Here is a 16,263-nt window from a genome sequence, read left to right as displayed (position 1 = left end):
TGGGTTCTCGTTTCGTGTGGTTGGTGAATATCCGGAAGCGCGCCACCGGCAGGCGGCGTACCTCCTTCAAGGATACCCCGGGTGCGAATCATCCTAGACCGTGCGCTTTGGTGCATAATGTTCCTCAACCCACGGTGCTCCACGGTTTAGCTGGCTGCAGGTTCAGCCTCCGGGTCCTCCTCGTCATCCTTCTCGGGGATAGCAACACCCACGGTCACGTACCTCTTCACCAGCAGGTACGAGGCGATCACCGGCACCACGTACACCAGCGACAATCCGCTACCGGACTGCACAACATCAGCAGCAAGACGGACCGCCGCCAAACATCCACCCAAACCCACCAGGGCTACGCAGAAGCCACGCAACACGTCATACCCGGCAGTGCCCTCCTCAAAGGTCGCCGCCCACAGCTTGAACAGGGCGCGGCGCACAAAAATCAGGAAAACCGGCACCAGGCACAGCACCACCGAAACACCCACAGGCTCATAACCGGCAGCAGCGAATGAAACCACCGGAATAACCAGGCAGAGGAGCACCATCAGGGCGCTCACACCCAGCACCACGGTGCGCACATACCGGTTGATGCGCTCCATACGGTGCAGGTTAGGGATCTCCTCGCTCGGCTGCGCGGCATTGTAGAAGAACAGCAGCAGAACCAGCGCGGACACCACCACATACCAGGGCGCGAAATTGATACCGTCCACCTGCGGGGTGAAAGCAACCGGCGGGACACCCACCAGGGAGAGAGCAGCAAGCAGAACAATCGCGGCAACGCAGAACGTGCCCACCGTCAGCAGAAAGTAATGGTACGCGCCGCCGTTCTTTGCATCCTGCACACTGTGCTCACGCGTGCCGTCAATCATCACGACGGAAAACAGCATTGTGGAGATGGATAGGATGCTCCACGCGTACTCGCCCGTCATGACGGGGACAAGCATGAGAAGAATAGATATGGAGAAAAGAATCCACAGGAGTACTCGCTGCAGTGTGGGTGAGGACGCGATGGCCTCTCCAATGAAGTCGATGATAAATTCGCCGATAAAGCTCACGGTGGGATCCTTTCTGCTGGGGTGGGGTTACTCTTTGATCTCTTCAAAGCGGAGGACGCTGAAGTCGAATTCATCGTTACGGGTCAGCAGAGACTTATATGCCCTGTATTTCTTGCCCGTCTTGAAGTTCTGAAGGTAGGGGTAGATACGTTCTCCATCGGGGGCGTTCGATGTTGTGATGATTCCGCACTCCTCTGTTTCGAATTCGCCGGAGATTGAGTAGGGGTCCTCATGTTCAACGATTTCTACTGACGTAACAGTGCAGATAGTGGAGTCGTTGTACGGGTTGACATAAGAAATGAAATATAAGGATGCAGGAAATGCCAGTACGCACAACATCAGTAGGATTTTTTCGCGGTCACGCCAAATATCTATAGCCTTTGAGTGAAGAAAATTCTTGAAAGCAACTTTCTTTGTGGGCTTCTTTGCGATAATAGATTTTTTCTTCGAGTAACCATTTTTCTTTGAATTGTTTCTTTTCTTTGAAACATTCTTTTTCCTCGGGGAGTTCTTTTTCACTGCTTTTCACCTTCTTTCTGGGCTGCGGGCTGTTATTCTGTGATGTCTTCAAAGCGGGTCGTCTCAAAAACTGTGCTTATGGTGTATACGTCCTTGTGCGGTAGTGGTTGGTGAATCGTGCTCGCCCCAGTGAGGTGGCGGGCACATCCTTAGCCTATCGCACGGTATCTGACCAGAAGGTTAACTGGGTGCAAGGCTTGGGTGAAGACTGGGCAACCATTCATCAGAGGACCGGGATCCGTGCGTGACCGCCCAATTTCCTTAGCTGCAATGAGGGGGCTGCCCCTCCTGCATTGTTGAAGGTGAAGGGTAGTACGAAATGGTCCGCTGATTTCATATGGAAGGCCCCAGGCAGTGCGAGTTGAAGACTCGCGCCACCCGAGGCTTTACACACGGGGCTTTATTTAGGGCTCATGAGCTGGTTATTCTTTGATTTCTTCAAGGCGAAGAGTGTCAAAGTTTCTATCATCATTTCTCGTGCTCCATGCTTTATACATCTTATATTTCTTTCCCGTCTGAATTTCAGAAACATACCTTGGAATATTTTTACCTTCCGGCGTGACATACATTTCAACAACACCACATTCATCTGTCTCAAAAATACCTTTGGGAGAAGTGTCAGTCATGTTTGACACCTGACCCCCAACAATTTCAACTCTAGCTGATTTCACGGTGCATACAGCATATGAATTTTCATCTTCGATGTGCGTTGTATAGTGCATGAATGTAAACAATAACCCCATACCCAGAACAAGACTAATGAAAATTCTAAATTCCGGGGATGTGAGTTTCTTAATCCATGGGAACATTGTTTTCCTGCTTTCAGTGCCTTGTCTGGTGGCTTCTCCGTAGGTTCTGGAGCTGCAAACGGTCATTCCTTAATCTCTTCAAAGCGGGTCGTTACAAAATCTTGATCTTTCTTAGGTGAACGATTAGACACGTGGAATAGGTACTTTTTTCCTGGCTGCGCCGTCTTGACATATGCGGAAATCTTACAACCCTCAGGGGGTTCAAACATCGTGAGCGTGCCGCATTCTTCTGTCTCAAAGACGCCCTTCAAACCAATGTCAGTCATGCCACCAAGGTCCGTTCCGCGACGCTCTTGCGTGTACGCCTTAGTCACGGTGCAGGTGGCGGTGAAACCGTCACTGTCATCACGCAGATTTATAGGAATAATAAAAAAGATATACCCAACGCACATCGTCAGAAAAAGCATTGTTATTCTTTCTGACCATTTGTTATGAGATTCCATCGCTCACCTCATTAGTCTTCCTGGATTTCTTAGCCTGCCGCGCTTCGCGGCGCGCCTCCTCACGCGCCTGCTGACGCTCCAACCTACGCGCCTCATTACGAGTAGCCCGGCGGCGGCGCTTCTGACGCTCACTCTTCGTCTGCCCAACAACATACTTCGTCTTACACAAGTCATAAAACTGGGCATAAATATCGCGCGAAGAGCCATACATCCCCACCACACTCATCACATCCAGACCGTCCTCCTCAGCCCAGTGCCCGTGATCGTCACGGTACAGCACCTGCGCCATAAGAATCGTCGCATCAAACTGATACGGGTCGAAGCTGCAAGTACGCTTACCCATCTCAGTGCTGCCGATGCGCAAGAACCCGTTCTTGCCGTTGTTCTCCACATGGGCAAACGTGATGGAGGGGTAGGTGAAAGTGCGTTCCTTCCACCGCCAGTTACGCCACCGCACGCAATCCTCGTGTAGTTCGAGGTAGAAGGCGTAGCAGTGGTTCAGTGGGAGAGCGCCCAGCAGGCCAAGAGACACGATGCTAAAAATGAGGCCAGAAATTGCAACAGTAAATTCTTCTGTTCCTGGTTGGGCATCCCAGCGACCAAGAGATAGCCATATAAGCGGCATACCAACAAACCCGAGAATAGTTACAAGCCAGAAGAAAATAAACGCCGCGATGGGCCTCTTTTGCCTCTTATTCAGGGTGGGTTTGCCGAGCTTAATACGGATACCCGGTATCAGGGCGACGATAAGTCCTGCGAGGGCTCCGTCTTCTGCTGCGCTCATGGCGTGTACGTCCTTGTGCGGTAGTGGTTGGTGAATCACGCCCGCCCCGGTGAGGTGGCGGGCACATCCTTAGCCTATCGCACCCAATCTAGACGGGAGGTTAACTCGACGCAATGCTCCGGTGAAGACTCGGCAACCACTCCGCAGATAACGCGAATCTGGGCTTAACCACCCAATTTCCTCAGCTACCCTGAGAACAAACCCGCACCCTCCGCACCGTTGCCGGAAGGCTGCCGGTCACCGATAGATAGAAAGGCTGGTGAGCGACCATGGTCAACACCATCATGATTTTCATATGGGGCGCACTCGACTCCGTACTGATCTACAAGGTCCTCCGCACCGTCGTCACGTACGAACTCAACCGACGCCGCGACAAGAAACTACGCGCCGAAGCCGTATACGTCATCCGAACAAACCGCTTCGAAATTGCTACCTATGCCCTAGTAATTCTCTCGTTTGCGATAGGAGTCTACATCATTCACCTAGGGGAAGACGTAGGATTCCACTTCGCATTCGACTTTATTGGCCTCGGCATGACCGGCTTTTTTATGTTCTTCTTCTGGAACGCCGCCGGTACCTACACTAAAATCTCGCCCGAAGGAATCGAAAGGGGAGAGCCGTGCAACGATACGGTCTTCTTCCCGCTCAACGCGATTGACACGGTCTCATACGACAACAACACCGACCGTGAACACGCAGATTCCCTCCATTTCTACACAAAATCCGGCAAACTGGTCGCAGAATTCTGTCCCGTCTTCGGCAGCTACCCCCTCCTCGCAATGACCCGATTCAGGATCGAAAACGACCGCTGGCCAGACATCAGCAACCCCGAGGACACCGCCCAGATTAATGCCTGGGCAAACCGCCGCTCTACCCTCCGGTACTTCCGCTACGGCAAAATCAGTGGCCTCGCCGAAGTAGACATGTAGCCCGCAATTCAACCCGTATTGAGTGCGTGCCCGGCGTGTTTCTCAACCAATATTTCCGCAATTTTTCTGCCGGAAAAACGTGGACTAGCCCGCATGGTCTAACCCTCAACCAGAAGGTGCACTCTGCACGTAAAAACATTAACGTTGAGGCTTACAATAAGAAATGGTTAATGCACAGCCGCACGCCGTGCACGCACCATGTCACTTCACAGAAACACCGACCCCGAAAGGCACATCATGGCCACCAAGAAGCCTGCACGCCTTACCCGCCGCGCAGCGCTCGCCGCCGCAGGCGCAGGCGCAGCAACCGCCCTCGGCGCGCTGCTCACCCCCGCACAGGCAACCACCTACCGCCCGACGGTGCGCCGCACCCCCTATAACGGCTACTACTCGCACCGTTACGGCCGCCGCGGCCGCATCGTCATCAGCGACTACTACGGTAGCTCCTACAGCCACTACTACTATTACGGCGGCTAAAGAATCCCAAGCCCAATAAACATATACTGGAAGACGGCACTACATTCGTGTAGTGCCGTCTTCCCGTTAGATGCCGCAGGCATCACCCGCACCACGGTGCGGAAAACACACCACAGATAGAGAGAAAAAATGAAGAACGTAACCCGCCGATCCGCCCTCGGCCTGTTTGTCGCTGCCGGTGGCGCAACCCTCCTGGCTGCATGCGGTTCGCAGTCTCAGGCAACCAGCGGCAACGCATCCGGTAGCGCATCTGCTTCCGCGTCGGCATCTAAGACCGCACGCGCCGACTACTCCGGTCCTGCTGTCCTGGACGGTTACACCTCCAAGCCTGCTGACTACCAGCTGGCAACCCGCACCGAGCCGGCCAAGAACGTGCCCGTGCCGACCAAGCCCGCCGTCGCTAACGAGAACAGCGTGGAAGGCCTGTACCAGTCCATCGCGTTCTTCGGCGCAGCCATGGAATACTACATGCGTACCGGTAAGACCGAGCCGCTGCGTGAAAGCGCCATGGACAAGAGCGAACTCAAGTCGATGCTCGAGCCGGAAGACGGCACCCTCGGCGAAAAGCTGGTCAAGGGTGAAGTCTGGATGCACGACCCGACCGTCACCATCACCCTGCTCTCCGCACAGCCTACCCGCGATGGTAAGGCATACACCTGGAATACCCGCTTTACCCTTACCCGCGGCGAATTCATGGCATCTAAGGATAAGGTTCTGGAGGTCCCCGAAAGCGGTCGTGAGAACGTCAACGAGCGTACCCTGCGCGGTGTTTACGAGAACGGTGCGTGGAAGCTGACTGGCATGAAGTCTGAATCTGAGGCTTCTGCATCGGCTTCTGCTTCCTAAAAGCTTCAGCTTAGAAGCGTATAGCTTCTAAAAACAGAGAGGCGCCCGCCCCGTGGCTAGAAAACCACGAGGCGGGCGCCACCACCGTAGATAGAGAGATCCAATGAAGAACGTAACCCGCCGATCCGCACTCGGCATGGTTGTAGCCGCCGGTGGCGCAACCTTCCTCGCGGCATGCGGTGCTCAGCCGCAAGCAACCAGCGGCAACGCATCCGAGAGTGCATCCGGTAGCGCATCTGCTTCCGCATCCGTATCTAAGAGTGTACGTAGCGACTACTCCGGCGTTGCAGTCCTGGAGGGTTACACCTCCAAGCCCTCCGACTACCAGCCCGCAACCCGCACCGAGCCGTCCAAGAACGCGCCCGTGCCCGTGAAGCCCGCCGTTGCTAACGAGAACAGCGTGGAGGGCCTGTATCAGTCCATCGCGTTCTTCGGCGCAGCCATGGAGTACTACATGCGCACCGGCAAGACCGAGCCGCTGCGTGAAAGCGCGCTCGACAACTCCGAGCTGAAGAGCATTCTCGAACCCGAAAAGGGCACCCTGGGCGATGGCATGCAGCAGGGCAAGATTTGGATGCAGGACCCGTCCGTCACCATCACCATGCTCTCGGCGCAGCCCGAGCGTGATGGCGACGCCTACAACTGGGATATTCGTCTGACCACCGACACCGGCGAGTTCATCGCGAGCAAGGACCGTGTGGAAGAAGCCTCCTCTGACGACGATCGTAAGACCGAGGTGGAGCGCACCCTGCACGGTGTGTACGAGAACGGCGCGTGGAAGCTGACCGGCATGCGCACTTCCTCTTCGTCGTCTTCCTCTGCTTCCGCTTCGGCTTCTGACTCCTAAAACTCAAGAGCCTAGAAACGCATAGTTTCTGAAATAGAAAGGCGCCCGCCTCGTGGAATAAACCCACGAGGCGGGCGCCTCACCTATATACGCAATAAAGCATATGCCCTTATCGGGATGCTACCAGATGCGCACGCGCTCCTCCGGAGCCAGGTACAGTGCATCGCCCTCAGAGACACCAAACGCCTCATAGAACTCATCAATATTGCGCATTACACCGTTCACACGGAACTCATCCGGCGAATGCGGATCCACCGAAATCATCACCTCGGCGTGCTGCGGGCGGGACTTCGTGCACCAGCCGCGAGCATTCGAGAAGAAGAAACGCTGAATACCGGTCATGCCGTCAATCACCGGCGCATCAGCCAGCGACTCAATGCCCTGCTTCTTCAGAGCCAAGCGGTACGCCTTCAACGCAATCGACATGCCAGCCAGGTCGCCAATGTTCTCGCCCAGAGTCAGCTCACCGTTCACGTGGAACTTCGGGTCCAGACCCACCGGAACGTACGCGTTGTACTGCTCCACCAGCGCGGAGGTGCGCTCCTTGAACTTCGCGTAATCCTCCTCAGTCCACCAGCTCTCCAGCTTGCCGTCGCCGTCATAGCGGGAACCCTGATCGTCAAAGCCGTGACCAATCTCGTGGCCAATAATCATGCCGATATTGCCGTAGTTCGCCGCATCGTCAGCATCCGGGTTGAAGTACGGCGGCTGCAGAATCGCTGCCGGGAACACAATCTCGTTTGCCGGGGGCATGTAGTACGCGTTCACGGTCTGCGGAGTCATCAGCCACTCCGACTTATCCACCGGCTGACCCTTACGGGCAATCAGCCAGTCAGCATCAAACGCACCGGTACGGCGCAGGTTCTCAAACAGGTCACCGGGCACCAGCTCCAGTGCGGAGAAGTCACGCCACTTATCGGGGTAACCGATCTTGGTGACAAACTTCGACAGCTTCTCCAGCGCCTTCTGACGGGTTGCCTCAGTCATCCAGTCCAGCGACTCAATAGACTCGCGGTACGCCTCCAGGAGGTTGCCGACCAGAACCAGCATCTTCTCCTTGTGCGAAGGCGGGAAGTGCACGGCCACGTACTCCTGGCCAATCTCTTCACCCAGAGCCTTCTCGACGGCGCCCACGCCGCGCTTCCAGCGCTCACGAATCTGCTGGGTACCGGAAAGGGTCTTGCCGTAGAAGTTGAAGCTTTCCTGAACCAGCTCGTCGTACATGAACGGCGCGCGCGAACGCAGAACGGTCCACACAGCCCACAGCTTCCAGCTCATCAGCGGGATGGAGGTGAACAGCTTCGCCGCACCCTCAAAGAAGGACGGCTGGCCCACAATAACCTGGCCCAGGGTCTCCGGGTCGGCACCCAGAGCCAGCAGCCACTGCGAGAACGGGAAGCCGGGGAACTTCTCGTCCAGCTCGGTCGCCTGGTACGGGTTGTAGGTCGCCTCAGCGTCGCGGTTCTCCACGACGTTCCAGTGCAGGCGAGCCAGCTCCGACTCGTGAGTGAACACCAGCTGAGCCGCCTGCTCCGGAGTCAGACCGAAGCCCTCAGCCAGACCGGTCAGCTCAAACATGCGGGCGATGTGCTCAACGTACGCCGCGCACGCCTGCTCATGCTTCTCTTCACGGTAGTAGGATTCATCCGGCAGACCCAGACCCGACTGGTACAGGAAGAACGTGTAATTCTTCGGGTCCTTCGGGTCGTTGCTGGTGTACCAGGCGAACAGCTGCGGCAGACCCGCACGAGACAGCAGCGCCAGGGTCACAGCCAGGTGGGAGGGGGTTGCCGAGTTCAGAATCGGGGCGATCTCCTTCAGCAGCGGCTCCAGGCCGTCCGCCTCAATCTTCTCAACATCCATGAAGGAGTTGTACAGCGCGCCGATGCGGGACTCCGGCTGCTCCTTCGCGATCTTCTCCACCAGCTCACGCACGTGCTTCTCTGCGTTATCGCGGAGGGTGTACAGGCCGCCGTCCTTGGGGCGGTCCGCCGGGATTTCGTGGGTAGCAAGCCACTTACCGTTGACGTGGCGGAAGAAATCGTCGCCCGGCTTGACGGTTTCATCCACCCATTCTTTAGTGATTCCAGAGTTAGTAGTCATGGTTCCATTCTATGTTCTTACGCCCCCAAGCCACAGGATGCCCGGCACGGCACCAGATGCTGGCTCACCGGTACAGGTGCTCCTCAGTGGGTTATACGGGCGGCAGAGAGAGCGGTAGCCCTCCCAGGATGCAGAAAACCCGCCCGCACGGTCACACAACCGTACAGGCGGGTTAACATCTACCCCCGGACCGCCGAGCAGTTCAGGAAAGAAGAAGCACTATTCGCTTAAGCCTGAGCCGCCAGCTTCTCTGCACGCTCAGCCATCATGCGCTTCTCAGCACCGTTGACCAGCCACAGGAACAGCACGGCCAGACCGGAGCACACAATCATGAAGACGAACGCGGTGCTCCAACCCCAGTGGTCAACAATAATGCCGATACCGGCAGAAGCCAGGGTCGCACCCAGCGCGTAACCGAACAGGCCGGTGAAGCCCGCAGCGGTACCCGCAACGTGCGAGGGAGACAGGTCAATAGCCTGCAGGCCAATCAGCATGACCGGGCCGTAAATCAGGCCACCAATCAGAGCCAACGCAACGTACGCAATCCACAGCGGCGCATCCGAAGAAGGCAGCCAGTACAGCAGAATCGCGCCGACGGTCGCAATCAGGAACAGGATACCCGCGGGGGAGCGGCGACCCTTGAACATGCGGTCAGAAACGTAACCGCACAGCACGGTGCCACCAATGCCGGCAAGCTCCAGAATCGAGAAGCCCGCAATACCGCCCTCAAGGGAGGTGTGGCGCACATCGTGCAGGTACTTCGGCGCCCACACCAGCACGCCGTAACGCAGGGTGTACACGAACACGTTTGCCAGAGCCAGGTACACCATGGTCGAGTTGGTCAGCACGTGCTTACGGATGGTGGTCCAAGTGGACTCCGCACGATCCTCAGCGGTGGACTCAACCTTGTGCGGGTCGTTGCGGTACACGTCAACGGTGGGCAGACCCTCAGCCTCGGGGTTATCACGAATCAGCAGCCACGCCACGAACGCCAGAACGAAGCTGATGACGGCCGGGAACCAGAATGCAACCTCCCAGGTCTTACCGAACAGGGAAAAGCCCCAGGCCACCAGCAGGCCGGACAGCGCACCACCGACGTTGTGGGCGGTGTTCCACCACGAAACCTTCGCGCCGCGCTCGCTGGTGGAGAACCAGTTCACGAGCACGCGGCCCGAGGGAGGCCAGCCCATGCCCTGGAAGATGCCGTTGAAGACCATGATGGTTGCCATGATGGAGGCGATAGCGGCACCGTAGCCGGCCGCGCCCGCGCCTTCACCCATGTAGCCGGTCAGTGCCAGCAGAATGTTTGCAATACCCGAGAGCACCAGGCCGATGGGCAGGAACAGACGCGCGTTCGAGCGGTCGGAAATCATTGCGGTGAAGAACTTGCTGAAGCCGTAAGCCAGCAGCAGCGCCGTGGACAGTGCACCAATTGCTGCGTTGCTGAAGCCAAGTTCCTTGGTCAGAATCGGGGTGACCAGCGGGACGTTGTTACGAATCAGGTAGAAGGTCGCGTAACCGATGAAGATACCCATGAAGACCTGCAGGCGCATGCGTGGGTACTTCGCATTAACTTCTGCTTCGCTGAGCTGGGGCTTGGGTGCCGGAATGGCGAGCCAGCGGGGTGCAGAACCCTTCTTCTTCTTTGATGAAGCGGTAGTAGTCATGCTGGAATTCTAAAAACGGATTCTTATAAAAATGCTAATTTGATGGGCATATGTGCATAGTATTCTTGCAACGGTGAACAGATATTCAGAACGCACGTTCTTTAAAAGCCGTTTCTGCCTTGAAATTTCGGTGAATCTGAAAATACCTGTGATGCGCATCTACCTATCGGGAGACGGGGCCACGCGGCGCGCGATGAATATAAATGCTTTCAATAAACGGCAAGAGAATGTTATGGTCAGACCACACATAAATTTAGGGTAATTTATACCCTAAATCCGCCGCAAAAACCACGGGGAAAACCACGTGGACGCCGCGAAACGAACCCGGGACAAATCCGAAACGAACCTGCAACGGGCACCCCCGAGCACACAAAAGTCCGCCCGCACGGTGCAGAAGAAGCCGTGCGGGCGGACCCGTTATCTATCCCCAAAAGTTCGGCGTGCAGTCGGTACGCATACCGGCGGGAAGCCGAACAGCCGCCACCTACCGCGAATCACCGCGAGCAAACCATCATCCGGTCAACCCGCAGCAGGCGGCGGAACCTAAAGCTCTCCGGATGGGAAACCTAGAGAGAAGCGCGAATCGCCTTGGTGGCGTCCACCAGGTGACGCAGAGACTGCTTGGTCTCCTCGTAATCACGAGTCTTCAGACCGCAGTCCGGGTTCACCCACAGGTCGGCAATGGTGCCGTAGCCAATCGCAGCCTTCAGCAGGGACTCAATCTCCTCCTGCGAGGGAACACGCGGGGAGTGAATGTCCCACACGCCCGGGCCCAGACCGGACACGAAGGTCTCCGGAATGTCAGCCAGCAGCTCCATGTGCGAGCGGGCGGCCTCGATGCTGGTCACGTCAGCGTTCAGAGCGTTAATCGAGTCGATAATCTCGTTGAACTCCGAGTAGCACAGGTGGGTGTGAATCTGGGTGGAGTCCTTCACGCCGCTGGTTGCCAGGCGGAAGGAGTTCACCGACCAGTCCAGGTACTGCGGCTGCTCGTCGCGGCGCAGGGGCAGCAGCTCGCGCAGAGCCGGCTCATCCACCTGAATGATGCGGATGCCCGCCTCTTCCAGGTCGGCAATCTCGTCGGCCAGTGCCAGAGCCACCTGGTTAGCGGTCTCGCGGCGCGGCTGGTCGTCACGCACGAAGGACCACGCCAGAATCGTCACGGGGCCGGTGAGCATGCCCTTGACCGGCTTCTCGCTCAGCGACTGTGCGTGGGAGCTCCACGGCACGGTGAACGCCTCACCGCGCAGGCCCTCGCCGTGACGCTTCACGTCACCGAACAGGATCGAGGGGCGGGTGCAACGCGAACCGTAGGACTGAACCCAGCCGTGGCGGGTGGTTGCGAAGCCGTCGAAGTTCTCGGCGAAGTACTGAACCATGTCGTTACGCTCGGCCTCACCGTGAACCAGCACGTCCAGGCCCAGCTCCTCCTGCAGCTTGATGACCGAGGCAATCTCGTCACGCAGGAAGCCGTTCAGATCCTCGGCGGAAATCTTGCCCGCACGAGCCTCCGCACGGCGGCGGCGAATCTCAGCGGTCTGGGGGAAGGAACCGATGGTGGTGGTCGGCAGCTTCGGCAGGTTCAGGTCAGCCTGAGCCGCGCGGCGAACATCAATAGTCGGGCGGTCGAAGTCCTCAGCGGTCACAGCTGCGGCGCGGGCACGAATCTCGTCGTTGTGCTTGCGCGGGTCAGCGGCGAAGCGAGCCAGCGCCTCATCAGCAGCCTTCAGCTCCGGCTCAACAGCAGCCTCACCCTCAGCCAGGCCACGAGCCAGCAGAGCAATCTCAGCGACCTTCTGATCAGCGAATGCCAGGCCGTCCACGGGAACCTCGGCGGGGTCTTCCAGAGCCAGGTCGTGCGGCACATGCTGCAGGGAGGTCGAAGAAGCCACCGACACGGCACCCTCGGATGCGCCCGGCAGAGCCTCCAGAGTCTTCAGAGCCGCACGAACATCAGCACGCCACACGTTGCGGCCGTTCACAATACCGGCAACCAGGTGCACACCAGCGGCAGAAACAGACTCCAGCTCAGCCTTCGAGTACACGCCGTGCACCAGGTCAAGGTGCAACGCCTCAACACCGGTGCCCAGCAGTGCCGGCAGGTTCTCACGCAGGGAACCGTAGGGGCTGGTCACCAGAATCTGCGGGCGCTTCTCGCTAGCAGCCAGGGCGCGGTAGGTGCGCTCGGCAAGTTCAGCAACCTTCGCGTTGTCGGCACGGTCCACGGTCAGGCCCGGCTCGTCCAGCTGAACCCACTCAACACCGCGCTCAGCCAGCTGCTCCAGCACCTGAGCGTAAGCGGCAACGAACTCATCCAGACGGTCAACGGGGGAGAAGTCCTCAGCGGAACCCTGCTCAGCCTTAGCGCCCAGCAGCAGGGTCAGCGGGCCAACAATCTGCGGGCGAACCTTCACACCAGCCTGCTTTGCGACCTCAAGCTGCTCGTCAATAGCCTCAAGGTTCAGCTTAATCTCGGTGCCGGCACCGATCTCAGGCACCAGGTAGTGGTAGTTGGTGTCGAACCACTTAGTCATCTCCAGAGGAGGCAGGGTCTCGGTACCGCGCGCCAGTGCGAAGTAGCCGGGCAGATCCAGCAGGCCGCGTGCATCCTTAGCCTCAGCCAGACGCTCGGGAACCAGGGTGAACAGGCGAACCACGTCAAGCACCTGGTCGTAGTAGGAGAAGGTTGCCGGAATCGAGTAGTTATCAGCCTTCAGACCGGCGGCGGTCACGCGCTCGAAGTAGGTGCGCTGCACGTCAGCGGCGGTGTCCTGCAGCTCCTGCAGGGTTGCCTTGCCCTTCCAGAAAGCCTCCTGAGCCTTCTTCAGCTCGCGGAAGCGGCCCACGCGGGGGTAGCCAACAATGGTGGCGGCGGGGAATGCGGTGTTCGACATAATAATTTTTTCCTTTACTGGGGATAGAACTGGGAGAATCAGCGGGCCCTGCCGGCCCCGTCGATGGGGCCGAGATCCGCGGGACGCTCCCGGGGTACTTTGGGGGAAACTTGGGTGGCGCATCCGCGCCGGGTGGAGCAGGTCGCGTTTAGGCGAATTCCAGCTCGCTCAGGGGCTGGGAGAAACGGTTGCTGTATCGGGGCAGGTCCAGCTGGTCCAGAACGTCCAGCACCGCGGCATGCTCGTTGAAAGTGAAGAAGTGCAGACCCGGTGCGCCCGCATCCATCACGGCGCGGCACTGGTTCAGCGCGTACTCAACACCGATGCGGTGCAACTCTGCGTTGCTGGTCGCCGTCTCTAGGGCGTAGGCGAGGTCCGTCGGGACTTCCATGCCCGCCATCTGGCAGAGGTTCTGTAGGCGCTTCAGCGAGGTTACCGGCATAATGCCCGGAATAATCGGAATATCCACGCCCGCCAGGTGCGCCGAATCGACCAGGGCACTGTAGCGCTCATCTTCAAAGAACACCTGAGTGATCGCGAAGTCTGCGCCGGCACGCTGCTTGGACAGCAGAATCTCAATATCCTGCAACAGGGATGCGGACTCGGGGTGCTTCTGCGGGTACGCCGCCACACCAATCGACACCTTGCCAGCTGCCAGGTGGGCAAAATCTTCACGCTCCACGCGGCGAATGAGTTCCACCAGGTAGCGGGCGAAAGGAAGTTCAGAAACCTGACCTTCCTGAATGTCACCGCGAAGAGCCAGGAAACCGCGCACACCCAGACCCAGAATCAGGCGGACTGCACGCTCCAGATCGTGCACCGAATGGCCTGCGCAAATCAGGTGAGCCAGCGGGGTGAGGGAGGTTTCATGCACCAGGTGGTCGAGTAGCGCGAGGGTCTTCTGGCGGCGCTTAGCGTCACCGGCGTAGGTGACCGACACGTAGTCGGGGTTGGTGCCCTCAAGCTCGGCAATGGTGTGGAGTAGCGACTCGCAGCTTGCGTGTGAGCGGGGTGGGAACAGCTCAAAAGAAAGAGCCGGGTGAACTGTCGTCATAACCTTCCTTCGTGTTCACCCGATAGATACGCACCGGGAGGGTGCGCGAATTCTTCTGCAGGATGCGCTGTACCGGTTTGCGGGTGCACATCATCAAGGGGTGCCGAAGGGTATTCTTCTCTATCGGTTCTGGCGGGAGCACCTTGTCCGTACCCTGCACCGTGACGGTGGGGGATACTGGCGAGGTTGCTGCGACGTCGACGAGCCAGATCTCTCGGTCGCTCTTGATAGATAACGCTTTCACTCTACCCACCGCCTCCGAGGGAGTGCAAGGGATGCGGTGGTTGATGTCCTAATATTTCTGGACATGACATTGGGGCGAAATATGAACTTAATATGACTGACTATGACGAAGGGTGCTGGGGGTGTTGCGGGTAGGGCTGTCGGCTGACCCCTGGATGCCCGGAACTATCGCAGATATATCTGCTTAATATTCTTGGACACGCACGAATATATGTGTTTTATATTTCATTGAAGAGTAGGGTTAGTTAGTGAGGCACGGGTAGTGTTTCGATGTCCGCTCATCGAGGAGTTGTAGGGCTCAAAGATGAGTTCAATATGACTTTGTGAGCGTGGTGAGAATGAAAAAGCTATTTTCTTCTATACTCTGGTCCTTCCGCCTAGCCTGGAAAACCTGTCCTGGGACCCTAGTGAGCACTGCCCTGTCGCTAGCCGTCATCGCCTGCATTCCCTTGAGTCAGTCCCTGCTGATCGGTAATACAGTATCAGCCTTGAGCGGTTCAAATGGTGGCGCAGCATGGATTTATATTATTGCTCTTGCCCTTGTTGTCGGAATTAATATCATTGCTCAACGCTGGGTAAGAAGTAACATGCTTATCCTCAAATCAAAGATGAACTATCGGGTTCACCGCATGTTAAATACCAGGTTATCTACTTTTCCGTTGTCTGATATAGGTAGCACAAAATCACAGGAAGATATACGTGCTGCTAGAGAGGCAATATCGAAACAGGAATTGCAGGTTCACACCATGTCAGTTATGACACTGGTGAGTGCCTTCGCAATGGTGTTACTTCTCTGTCTTAATATTGCGAACGTCAGCATTGTGGCAGCAATTTTTGCGGCGCTGTGTTCACTACCCTTATCTACTGCAATGGTAATCCTCGCTAAACGTGATTACGCTATATACACCCTAATGTACGAGGACTATCGGGCAGAGAACTACTATCTAGACAATCTGATGGCTCAAAGTCGCGCCCAAGAACTTCACCTCATGAGAGCCTCCCGATTTTTCTCGCAACGCGTAGCGTCCTGGCGACGCCGGGCAGCCGGTAGGGAATTGAGCCTTGAAAGTGTTAGAGGAATCATCTCCATAGTTGCAGGGCTACTCTGCTCTGTCTTACTTTTTGCGTCCCTGTACTTCCTTGTGAATTCAGGCGCCGATATATCGTATGTGGCCGGATCGCTGATTGGAATCATTGCCTGTGTTAACGCGACCCAAGAGGTGGGATATTCATTCGGTCAGATTATTAATGGAGCATTATCTGTTCAGCAATTCCGAAGGGTATGCGACTCTGATACTTACGACCATGCTTCTGAGATAAAAACTTCTAACCCTAACCATGAAAATATTTCAAAAATTATATGCAAAGATGTATCCGTTCAGTATGAGGGCGCGTCGTCTTTTGCGCTTAAAGATATTAATCTTGAGCTGATGAATAATCAAATGATTGCAGTAGTTGGTGCCTCGGGCGCGGGAAAAACAACGCTAATAAATGCAATTCTTGGAATTACACCAATTGCTCAGGGGAGCATAACGTATAAGGGTGCTTCTTCTGAGAGTAAATACAACATGTTGGCAAATGTGGGTTTGGTGAGTCAAG

14 protein-coding genes and 1 riboswitch are annotated in these 16,263 nt (G+C 56.8%); of the genes, 5 read left to right on the top strand and 9 right to left on the bottom strand.

Annotated elements, in window-relative coordinates:
* Positions 1 to 146: 146 nt before the first annotated feature.
* The 5 genes from HMPREF2971_RS00160 to HMPREF2971_RS00140 all read right to left on the bottom strand — a co-directional run bounded on the left by HMPREF2971_RS00160 (position 147) and on the right by HMPREF2971_RS00140 (position 3,604).
* Complete coding sequence (locus tag HMPREF2971_RS00160; RefSeq protein ID WP_070690464.1) at positions 147 to 1,049, bottom strand: hypothetical protein; 903 nt, start codon at positions 1,047 to 1,049, stop codon at positions 147 to 149.
* Between the two features lie 27 nt (positions 1,050 to 1,076).
* On the bottom strand, positions 1,077 to 1,568 hold the full coding sequence (locus HMPREF2971_RS00155; protein WP_070690460.1) for a hypothetical protein: 492 nt from the start codon (positions 1,566 to 1,568) through the stop codon (positions 1,077 to 1,079).
* Positions 1,569 to 1,990: 422 nt separating this feature from the next.
* Positions 1,991 to 2,443, bottom strand: a complete 453-nt coding sequence (locus HMPREF2971_RS00150) for a hypothetical protein (protein WP_141755839.1) — start codon at positions 2,441 to 2,443, stop codon at positions 1,991 to 1,993.
* Positions 2,440 to 2,784, bottom strand: coding sequence for a hypothetical protein (locus HMPREF2971_RS00145; protein ID WP_070690454.1), 345 nt, complete (start codon positions 2,782 to 2,784; stop codon positions 2,440 to 2,442). Before HMPREF2971_RS00145 ends, HMPREF2971_RS00150 begins: the two co-directional genes overlap by 4 nt.
* Positions 2,785 to 2,806: 22 nt before the next feature.
* Positions 2,807 to 3,604, bottom strand: a complete 798-nt coding sequence (locus HMPREF2971_RS00140; protein WP_070690451.1) for a cobalamin biosynthesis protein CobN — start codon at positions 3,602 to 3,604, stop codon at positions 2,807 to 2,809.
* A 269-nt stretch (positions 3,605 to 3,873) separates the two neighbouring features.
* Here HMPREF2971_RS00140 and HMPREF2971_RS00135 point away from each other — a divergent pair, with 269 nt between their 5' ends.
* From HMPREF2971_RS00135 to HMPREF2971_RS00120, 4 genes are all read left to right on the top strand, one after another.
* Positions 3,874 to 4,533, top strand: a complete 660-nt coding sequence (locus HMPREF2971_RS00135; RefSeq protein ID WP_070690447.1) for an ATP pyrophosphatase — start codon at positions 3,874 to 3,876, stop codon at positions 4,531 to 4,533.
* 237 nt (positions 4,534 to 4,770) lie between these two features.
* Positions 4,771 to 5,010: a hypothetical protein gene (locus tag HMPREF2971_RS00130; protein WP_005507323.1), complete on the top strand. Its 240-nt coding sequence runs from the start codon at positions 4,771 to 4,773 to the stop codon at positions 5,008 to 5,010.
* 129 nt (positions 5,011 to 5,139) lie between these two features.
* Positions 5,140 to 5,856 carry a DUF6318 family protein gene (locus HMPREF2971_RS00125; protein ID WP_070690444.1) on the top strand — a complete coding sequence of 239 codons (717 nt, stop codon included), beginning with the start codon at positions 5,140 to 5,142 and terminating at the stop codon, positions 5,854 to 5,856.
* Between the two features lie 103 nt (positions 5,857 to 5,959).
* Positions 5,960 to 6,703 (top strand): DUF6318 family protein, encoded by a 744-nt coding sequence (locus HMPREF2971_RS00120; protein ID WP_070690441.1) that lies wholly within the window; start codon positions 5,960 to 5,962, stop codon positions 6,701 to 6,703.
* Between the two features lie 120 nt (positions 6,704 to 6,823).
* Here the strand turns inward: HMPREF2971_RS00120 and HMPREF2971_RS00115 are convergent, their stop codons facing one another.
* The 4 genes from HMPREF2971_RS00115 to HMPREF2971_RS00100 form a co-directional block, all read right to left on the bottom strand.
* Entirely contained in the window at positions 6,824 to 8,806 is a 1,983-nt protein-coding gene (locus tag HMPREF2971_RS00115) for a M13 family metallopeptidase (protein WP_070690437.1), read from the bottom strand.
* Positions 8,807 to 9,033: 227 nt separating this feature from the next.
* Complete coding sequence (locus HMPREF2971_RS00110; protein WP_070483235.1) at positions 9,034 to 10,473, bottom strand: MFS transporter; 1,440 nt, start codon at positions 10,471 to 10,473, stop codon at positions 9,034 to 9,036.
* Positions 10,474 to 11,039: 566 nt separating this feature from the next.
* Complete coding sequence (metE, locus tag HMPREF2971_RS00105; RefSeq protein ID WP_070690434.1) at positions 11,040 to 13,367, bottom strand: 5-methyltetrahydropteroyltriglutamate--homocysteine S-methyltransferase; 2,328 nt, start codon at positions 13,365 to 13,367, stop codon at positions 11,040 to 11,042.
* Between the two features lie 148 nt (positions 13,368 to 13,515).
* Positions 13,516 to 14,421: a methylenetetrahydrofolate reductase gene (locus HMPREF2971_RS00100; RefSeq protein WP_070690432.1), complete on the bottom strand. Its 906-nt coding sequence runs from the start codon at positions 14,419 to 14,421 to the stop codon at positions 13,516 to 13,518.
* Between the two features lie 117 nt (positions 14,422 to 14,538).
* Positions 14,539 to 14,655, bottom strand: a riboswitch (SAM riboswitch).
* Positions 14,656 to 15,071: 416 nt separating this feature from the next.
* Between HMPREF2971_RS00100 and HMPREF2971_RS00095 the strand changes: the two genes are divergently transcribed.
* On the top strand, positions 15,072 to 16,263 hold a 1,192-nt coding region (locus tag HMPREF2971_RS00095), incomplete at its 3' end, for an ATP-binding cassette domain-containing protein (RefSeq protein WP_246825001.1).

The sequence above is a fragment of the Rothia sp. HMSC066G07 genome (assembly GCF_001814485.1).
In the GTDB taxonomy this organism is placed as follows: Bacteria; Actinomycetota; Actinomycetes; order Actinomycetales; family Micrococcaceae; genus Rothia.
The sequence above is the reverse complement of the archived record's forward strand: the minus strand, read 5'-3'. Positions and strand labels throughout refer to the sequence as shown.

What these genes read in the sequence shown, in the direction of transcription:
- HMPREF2971_RS00150 (WP_141755839.1), bottom strand. Translation starts at nt 2,443, where the DNA reads ATGACCGTTTGCAGCTCCAGAACCTACGGAGAAGCCACCAGACAAGGC.
- HMPREF2971_RS00145 (WP_070690454.1), bottom strand. Translation starts at nt 2,784, where the DNA reads ATGCTTTTTCTGACGATGTGCGTTGGGTATATCTTTTTTATTATTCCT.
- HMPREF2971_RS00140 (WP_070690451.1), bottom strand. Translation starts at nt 3,604, where the DNA reads ATGAGCGCAGCAGAAGACGGAGCCCTCGCAGGACTTATCGTCGCCCTG.
- HMPREF2971_RS00135 (WP_070690447.1), top strand. Translation starts at nt 3,874, where the DNA reads ATGGTCAACACCATCATGATTTTCATATGGGGCGCACTCGACTCCGTA.
- HMPREF2971_RS00130 (WP_005507323.1), top strand. Translation starts at nt 4,771, where the DNA reads ATGGCCACCAAGAAGCCTGCACGCCTTACCCGCCGCGCAGCGCTCGCC.
- HMPREF2971_RS00125 (WP_070690444.1), top strand. Translation starts at nt 5,140, where the DNA reads ATGAAGAACGTAACCCGCCGATCCGCCCTCGGCCTGTTTGTCGCTGCC.
- HMPREF2971_RS00120 (WP_070690441.1), top strand. Translation starts at nt 5,960, where the DNA reads ATGAAGAACGTAACCCGCCGATCCGCACTCGGCATGGTTGTAGCCGCC.
- HMPREF2971_RS00115 (WP_070690437.1), bottom strand. Translation starts at nt 8,806, where the DNA reads ATGACTACTAACTCTGGAATCACTAAAGAATGGGTGGATGAAACCGTC.
- HMPREF2971_RS00110 (WP_070483235.1), bottom strand. Translation starts at nt 10,473, where the DNA reads ATGACTACTACCGCTTCATCAAAGAAGAAGAAGGGTTCTGCACCCCGC.
- metE (WP_070690434.1), bottom strand. Translation starts at nt 13,367, where the DNA reads ATGTCGAACACCGCATTCCCCGCCGCCACCATTGTTGGCTACCCCCGC.
- HMPREF2971_RS00100 (WP_070690432.1), bottom strand. Translation starts at nt 14,421, where the DNA reads ATGACGACAGTTCACCCGGCTCTTTCTTTTGAGCTGTTCCCACCCCGC.